The sequence below is a fragment of the Micromonospora sp. CPCC 206061 genome (assembly GCF_036906915.1).
Lineage (GTDB): Bacteria > Actinomycetota > Actinomycetes > Mycobacteriales > Micromonosporaceae > Phytohabitans.
Genome location: NZ_JBAKHX010000164.1, coordinates 1 through 6,111, shown reverse-complemented (window position 1 = coordinate 6,111; position 6,111 = coordinate 1). Strand labels below are relative to the sequence as shown.

General features: G+C 67.0%; 6 protein-coding genes and 2 pseudogenes. 7 read left to right on the top strand and 1 reads right to left on the bottom strand.

What is annotated here, in order from left to right; genetic code table 11:
• Positions 1-323: 323 nt before the first annotated feature.
• From V6V89_RS40915 to V6V89_RS40895, 7 genes and pseudogenes are all read left to right on the top strand, one after another.
• Entirely contained in the window at positions 324-842 is a 519-nt protein-coding gene (locus tag V6V89_RS40915; RefSeq protein ID WP_334625107.1) for a reverse transcriptase N-terminal domain-containing protein, read from the top strand.
• Positions 745-990: a DUF5372 family protein gene (locus V6V89_RS42025; protein WP_442935324.1), complete on the top strand. Its 246-nt coding sequence runs from the start codon at positions 745-747 to the stop codon at positions 988-990. Before V6V89_RS40915 ends, V6V89_RS42025 begins: the two co-directional genes overlap by 98 nt.
• Before the next feature lie 140 nt (positions 991-1,130).
• A pseudogene (locus V6V89_RS40910) lies at positions 1,131-2,063 on the top strand (recombinase family protein); the annotation flags it as partial.
• Positions 2,036-2,233: pseudogene (locus V6V89_RS42020) on the top strand (zinc ribbon domain-containing protein); the annotation flags it as partial. The pseudogenes V6V89_RS40910 and V6V89_RS42020, both read left to right, overlap by 28 nt.
• Positions 2,234-2,278: 45 nt before the next feature.
• Positions 2,279-3,187, top strand: coding sequence for a hypothetical protein (locus tag V6V89_RS40905; RefSeq protein ID WP_334625105.1), 909 nt, complete (start codon positions 2,279-2,281; stop codon positions 3,185-3,187).
• Positions 3,177-3,329, top strand: coding sequence for a hypothetical protein (locus V6V89_RS40900; RefSeq protein WP_334625104.1), 153 nt, complete (start codon positions 3,177-3,179; stop codon positions 3,327-3,329). The genes V6V89_RS40905 and V6V89_RS40900 overlap by 11 nt, the downstream gene beginning before the upstream one ends.
• Complete coding sequence (locus tag V6V89_RS40895) at positions 3,323-4,219, top strand: reverse transcriptase domain-containing protein (RefSeq protein ID WP_334625103.1); 897 nt, start codon at positions 3,323-3,325, stop codon at positions 4,217-4,219. Before V6V89_RS40900 ends, V6V89_RS40895 begins: the two co-directional genes overlap by 7 nt.
• A 311-nt stretch (positions 4,220-4,530) precedes the next feature.
• Here V6V89_RS40895 and V6V89_RS40890 read toward each other — a convergent pair whose 3' ends face one another.
• Complete coding sequence (locus V6V89_RS40890; protein ID WP_334625101.1) at positions 4,531-5,910, bottom strand: IS1380 family transposase; 1,380 nt, start codon at positions 5,908-5,910, stop codon at positions 4,531-4,533.
• Between the last annotated feature and the right edge of the window lie 201 nt (positions 5,911-6,111).

The following is a 6,111-nucleotide window of genomic DNA, read 5'->3' as shown; positions in this document are numbered from 1 at the left end:
GCGTTTGCCCAGCTCAACCCCTAAACTCCAGCACACGTGTGACTACGAACTGCGGAACCCGGGGTAAGCCGACCGTGAGGAAGGCCCAACTCCCTGGGCGGGATAGGGATGACCCGAGAAGCGAACGCCGGCGGCCGAAAGGCGGCAGGAAACCGAGACCGTGTTCCTGGTCCCTTCACCGGGGGTTTCGGATAACTGGCCGGATACCGGGGTTTAGGCCCGGCTGTGAAAGCAGGCTGACGCGGGTCAGGTGAGCTTGTGCGGAGACGATGACAACGAGGCCGGAACCGAAGGACAAGTTGGACACTGCCCCGATCGGGGTGGTGAACGGACCGGAGGACGAACCGCTCGACTGGGACGCCGTGGATTGGCGTGCCTGTGAGCAGCGAGTACGGCGTTTGCGGCAGCGGATCTTCACGGCGTCGCAGGCGGGGGACCTGAAACGGGTCCGGAATCTGCAGAAGTTGATGCTGCGGTCCCGCTCGAACACGCTACTGGCGGTTCGGCGGGTCACCGAGATCAACGCTGGACGTTTGACGGCTGGGGTGGACGGCAGGATCGTCTTGCACCCCCAGGACAAGGCCGATCTGGCGACGGTGCTTCACCGCCGGCAGCGGCCTTGGCAGGCCCGACCCGTCAAGCGGGTGTATATCCCGAAAGCGGACGGCCGGCGCCGTCCGCTCGGCATTCCGACGGAGGCTGCAAAGTGCCGGTTCGTCCAGGCAGTATTCGGGTTCGCTGCTGGTGACGTATCCGTTCCATCCGCTGGCCGGGCGGACGTTGGAGATCTTGTATGCGAAGCGGCGTGGCCGTGGACGGGTGTTCGTTTGCGACGCCGGTGACGGTGCCAGTGTGACGCTGCCGATCGAGTGGACTGATCGTGGTCCGGCCGCGGACGAGGCCCGGCTGTCGCGCGAGTCCTTGAGTGAGTTGCGCGTTCTAGTGAATTCGCTGCTTGAGGCTTGCGTGAAGTGGCGGGACGGGGCCTGAATCATGAGAGAACTACATGGGTGTAGTTTGCATGGTCCGTCATGGTCAGGGATGGTGCGGCATGGCCGTGGAGTGCTGGGATCGCCTCCAGGCCGTCGCCGTGATCGCGAACATGGTGGAAGCGAGGCTGGCGGCGGGAGGTGGCTGCCGTGAACGGGGAAGCGAAGATCACGGCGTCGCATCGCTCTCGGGTAGCGATCGTCTATATTCGACAGTCCACGATGGTTCAGGTTCGGGATCACACCGAGTCGACCACGCGTCAGTACGCGTTGGCCGGGGACGCGGAGCGGCTGGGTTGGCCGGCCGACAGCGTCGTGGTGATCGACACCGACTTGGGGGTGTCGGGCCGGTATGGCAGCGACCGCGGCGGGTTCCGGGAGATCGTCGCTCGGGTGTGTCTGGGCGAGGTCGGGGCGGTGTTCGGGCTGGAGGTGTCGCGGCTGGCCCGCTCGTCGGCGGAGTTCACCAGGCTGCTGGAGTTGGCGCGGCTGACCGACACCCTGGTCATCGATACCGACGGGGTCTACGACCTGGCCGACTTCAACGACCGGTTGTTGTTGGGTCTGAAGGGGAGCATGTCCGAGGCAGAGCTCCACCTGCTGTTCGGCAGGTTGCAGGGCGCGAAACGCGCCGCGGCGGCGCGGGGCGAGCTGCGGCTGCCGCTGCCGGTCGGTTACGACTACGACCCCGACGGGTTGATCGTGTTGGACGCCGATGAGCAGGTGCGTCAGGCGGTGGCTGATGTGTTCGCCGAGTTCGCCCGCACCGGCTCCGCTTATGGGGTGGTGCAAGCGTTCGCCGGCCGGACGTTCCCAGTGCGCGCCTATGGTGGGGTATGGGCTGGGCAGCTGCGCTGGGGGAAGCTCACCCACGGCCGGGCGTTGGGGGTGCTGTCGAACCCCGCCTACGCGGGTGCCTACGCCTACGGGCAGCACAAGACCGTGCGCACGGTCCGTCCTGATGGGACGGTGAAGACTGCCAGTCAGGTACTGCCACGGGAGCAGTGGCAGGTCCTCATCCATGACCACCACGAGGGCTATATCACCTGGCAGCAGTACCTGGACATCGAGGCGAAACTGGCGGCCAACCGCACAACGCCGGCGCCCGGCCGCCGCGGGAAGGACAGCCGCTGTGTCAGGGCATCATCAGTTGCGGCCACTGCGGTCACCCGGTCGGCACTCGCTATCAGGGCAAGAACCAGGTGGCCTACTACGACTGCATGGGGCACCGGGACGCCGCCCGTAGTCAACGCTGTCGTTCGGTGGCCGCGTCGACTATCGACGGCGCGGTGGCCGCTCTGCTGCTGTCCACGCTGACCCTCGAGCAGATCAGCCTCGCCTTGGACGCCGCCGAACAGGTGCAGCAGCGGCACACCCGCGCGCACCGCGCCGCCGAACTGGCGGTGCAGCACGCCCAATACGAGGCCGATCGCGCCGAACGTGCCTTCGGACAAGTCGAGCCGGAGAACCGTCTGGTGGCACGCACGTTGGAGTCCCGATGGGAAGCCAAGCTGGCTGCCCTCGCCGATGCGCAAGCCGCGCTGGCCACCGCCCGTGACCGCCGGCCGCCGCTGCCCGACCGCGACAGCCTAGAACGCCTCGCCGCCGACCTGCCCCGGCTCTGGGACCATCCAGCCACCAGCGCCAAAGACCGCAAACGGCTGCTGCGCACCGTCATCTCCGACGTCACCATACTGTCCGAACAGGACAGCGATGAGATACGCATAGGTGTGCGCTGGCACACCGGCGCCACAGAGGAAATCACGGCCACCCGACGCAAACCCGACCGGACACCAGCCGCAGCGGTCGAACTCGCCCGCCGCCTCGGCGGCGTCCTCACCGACGAGCAGCTGGCCGAAACCCTTAACGCACAAGGCCTCCGCACGGGCAAAGGCCACCGGTTCGACGTCAAAGCGGTCCGATGGATCCGACACGTCTTCAAGATCCGCGCCCCACGCACCCAATGCCTGCGCGACGGCGAGATCACCATCAAGCAAGCCGCCGCACGACTGGGCATCAACGGCGACGCCATCTACAACTGGATCTGGCTCGGCCAGGTCCCAGCACGTCGGGACCCTTCCGGACGCTGGTGCATCCCCTGGACCACCGACATCGAGGCCATCTACCGCAAGAAGGTCGCCGAATCGGTACATCTCAAACCATCAACCCCACTCATACCCACAGGAGGTGCAGTATGAAACGACCGTCCCCGCGGTTCGTGACCGCATCGTGCAGGCGGCGGTGAAGATCGTGCTCGAGCCGGTCTTCGAGGCCCAGTTCCTGCCGTGCAGCTTCGGTTCCGCCCGAAACGTGCGACGCACGATGCCCTCCAGGTGCTGATTGACGAGTCCTGGAAGGGCAAGCGATGGGTGGTCGAGACGGACATCGCCAACTGCTTTTCGGCGATTCCGCATGAGAAGTTGATGCAAGCAGTCCAGGAACGCGTCAGTGACCAGGCCGTGCTCAGGCTCCTGCGGGCAATGCTGCGCGCCGGGGTGATGGAAGACGGTCAAGTCCGGCGACCGGTCACCGGTAGCCCGCAAGGCGGCGTCATCTCGCCGCTGATGTGCAACGTCTATCTGCACCAGATCGACCGGGCATGGGACGTTCGCCAGTACGGGGTGCTGGTCCGGTTCGCCGACGACGTTGTGGTGATGTGTAGTTCCCGACGGCAGGCCGAAGCCGCTTTGGAGCGTCTTCGGCATCTGTTGGCCGACCTCGGCCTGGAGCCGAAGGAGGCCAAGACCCGGATCGTGCACCTTGAGGTGGGTGGGGAAGGCGTGGACTTCCTGGGCTTTCACCACCGGCTGGTGCGCGCCTGGGCCCGCACGGGCGGTAAGCAGATCACCTTCCTGGCCCGCTGGCCCGCGAACAAGGCCATGCAGCATGCCCGTGACCGGATCCGGCAACTGACCGACCGGTCCCGGCTACTGCTGTCGGTGGAGTGGATCGTGCGGGACATCAACCTGTTCCTGCGCGGCTGGGCCGGGTACTTCAAGTACGGCAACTCGGCCCGCCACTTCGACAAGATCAGGTACTACGCGAAGATGCGGCTGGCGATCGTGCTCCGGAAACGACACAAACGCAGCCGCGAGTTCGGGTGGTCGGTAGTGGCCTACTCCGGCAACGAGCTGGGCCTGATCGGACTTGTGGGAACCGTCGTCGCACCCAGGCCCTTCAAGCCCTGGCGACGGGACAGACCGAATGCCGGCGGTGAACGACGTCGGTGAGCCGTGTGCGGGAGAACCGCACGCACGGTTCGACGGGCGGGAGCTGGAAACGGAACACCCTGGACAGGGTCACGGCAGTGGGACAACCAAGCGGGAAACCGCTGGTACTTGAAGGCTGCCGGACCTACCTCCAGACCGTGCCACCGCGCCAGTTCCCGACCCTACGCGTGTAGCGACGGTGCCGTTGGTCCAGCACATTGATCGAGTTGTGTCGATTGTTTGTGGGGCTGGGCATGGTGAGGGGCCGTCTGTCGCGGCGGTGGGCGTGGTCTCCTGGGTTCTCCGGTCGGCGGGTCGGGGCTGACCGGGGGTCAGCCGGGTGCGGGGATCGCCGCGATCCGGTTGAACGCGGCGGTGATCTGATCGGCCCAGGGCCAGGCGGCGGGGATGCGCAGCCAGCGGCGGCGTTGACCTCGGGTCAGGCGGGCGGCGGTGTGCAGGAGCCGGTAGCGCAGCCGTTTCGGTTCGGCGGTGGCGAGTTCGCCGTCGAGGGCGTGCAGTTGCAGCCAGGCGATGAGGTCGGCGGCGATCGCGGCGGCAACGCACCAGGCCTGGTTGATGGCGAACTCGCGCGACGGTAGCCGGCGCAGTCCGGTGTCTTTGGCGCAGCGGATCCGGTCCTCGACCCGGGCGTGGGCCCGGTGCCGGACTTCGAGCCACTGCAGGGCGCCGATCTGGGTGTTCGTGACGATCGCGGTGTAGCGCCAGCCGTCGCGTTCCTCGAACAGCGACAACTGCGCGCCCGGGTGCGGGCGTTCGCGACGGACGATGACCCGCGCATCTTCGGGCCAGCCGGTCAGGGCGAGCAGTCCGGTGAGTTCCGCGACCTGGGCGCCGTCCCGGATGCCGCCGTCGGCGGCCAGTGCCGGGGTCCAGGCCGTGGCGGGCAAGGCGGTAATCGCGGCGCGTTCGGCCTCGGTGATCGACCAGCCGATCGAGTACTCCACCCGCCGACGGCGGGTGTTCAGACTGGTGAGCCAGTCGAGCACCTTGCGGCTGGCGGCGGCACTGTCACCCCGGATGAGCAGACGCCGCCGATGCACGGCGGGCAACTGGGCGATCGCGTCGGCGAGCACGGCAAGGTGATCAGTGGCGGTGTTCGCGCCGGCGTTACCCGGCCGCAGTTGGACAGCGAGCATCTCGCCGGTGTTGTCGCAGGTCACCAGGATGGGGTGGAAGCCGTACGTGTGCTTGTAGGTCGGTGCGGCGCCGTCCTTGTCCGAGTGGGCAAGCACGATCGTGGAGTCCACGTCCAGCACCACCACACCGTCGCCGATCTCGCGGCCTGCGGCCCGGGCTGATGGCGGCCCGCCGAACAGCTGCCACATCCGGGCCCGGACCTTCGCCCGCGCCACCGCGATCCGCCGCAACTGGGCCGCGCCGATCTCGTCCAAGGCGCGCCACACGGTCGTATCCGAGGCAACCGGGCCGAACACCTCGTCCTGGTGACGCAGCACATCGATATCGCAGATCGCCTCACCACCATCGGCAATCATCACGGCCAGATCGACCAGCACCCGGCCCCGGTCGTGGACCGGCCACCAACCCCGGCGGGCCAGCCCAGCCGACAACGCCCCGGTCAACCCGACCCGATCAGCCAACATCCGCAGCAACGCCGCACCGACGTGCGACACCACACCCGTTCCGTCCGCGGTGACCCGCAGATCCCTCGACCACGTCGTAGACTGCACGCCGGAAGTGCCTCCCCGGTAGAGATCCTTGTAGATGTCGCAATCACAAGTTTCCCTTGCCAGAGAGGCACTTTCGCCTATCTACACGCCGCTCGACCCGACGAGTTGACCATCGCCGTGAATCACCAAGGCTAGGCGCAATACCGGTAACTTAGGGGCAATTCGGTCGTTGGTCGTGGTGTGCCTCGTGCGGGTCAATTG